The organism is Pseudomonas fuscovaginae SE-1, assembly GCF_000364705.1.
Taxonomy (GTDB): domain Bacteria; phylum Pseudomonadota; class Gammaproteobacteria; order Pseudomonadales; family Pseudomonadaceae; genus Aquipseudomonas; species Aquipseudomonas fuscovaginae_A.
Genome location: NZ_AQOH01000405.1, coordinates 1 through 916 on the forward strand (window position 1 = coordinate 1; position 916 = coordinate 916).

A 916-nucleotide genomic window follows, 5' to 3' on the forward strand; every position below is an offset into this window, starting at 1 on the left:
TTGTGTGGGCGCTATAGGAAGTGTATTGAGTATATTCAGATGTCATCGGTAAATGTTAGCATTTTTATATTTAAAGTTCTTAATATGCTGCCGTGTTCTGATTTGCACAATTCTTCCGCTGATAAATATAATATGTCTAATAGTCCGCTGCACAAAAAAATTGAGGCAGCGATTCGGATGCGAACTGCGTAAATTGTAGCCTATCCACATAAGATAAGCATGGGGTCGAAACTGACTGAAGGGTCGCTTTCAACCGATTTTTTTGAAAAGTCGGACGCGGTTTTCACGGCAGATTACGCGCGTGAGATTGAAATCGTGAATCGTTGTACAGGCATTCGGCCCCAGGCTTCACGTAGCATCACGTAAAACAGGCTCCTTTACTGATCAGATTCCTGGCAATTTGAGAAAACCAAATTTTCAACAGAATCGGCACAATGCAGCCCCTCCGCGTCGCGAGAAAATAGCGACTCTTTTGAAAACAGTCGGCTGTATTTTCACGGGGCAGTGCACAAAGAGATGGTAACGGGGATGACAGGTAGATTAGATTTGCGCTTCAACTTTATGTAGACGGCCTCGGGATTTTGAGTGGAGAAGTACCGATTTTCATCTAAAGAGATCTTTCGGGTGGCTTCGGTAATTAGAGTAATTGGTGTATTGAGTTTTAATATTTTATGTGTTTCGGTGCTTTTGATAGAGGTAGGTAGTATGCCAGTTGATGATTTATTAGTGGCTTGGGAGCCGTTGAAGGAACATGCAGGTTTGAGGTGCATGCATCCTCATTTTTGTAGTTATGCCATTAGAGCTCTAGAAAAAGTAAAGCCTGGAGGTACCTCTGTTGGCGCGAATGCGCTGGAATATTTTGCTCAGGCTGTTTTAGGGCGTGTTGATGAACTCGATAACTCCTTGGCTTCTTTGT

At 43.0% G+C, this 916-nt stretch carries 1 protein-coding gene; it reads left to right on the top strand.

The window, feature by feature from the left end; genetic code table 11:
• Positions 1-624: 624 nt before the first annotated feature.
• Positions 625-916: hypothetical protein (locus tag K675_RS33290; protein WP_157384034.1), on the top strand; the 292-nt coding region annotated here is incomplete at its 3' end.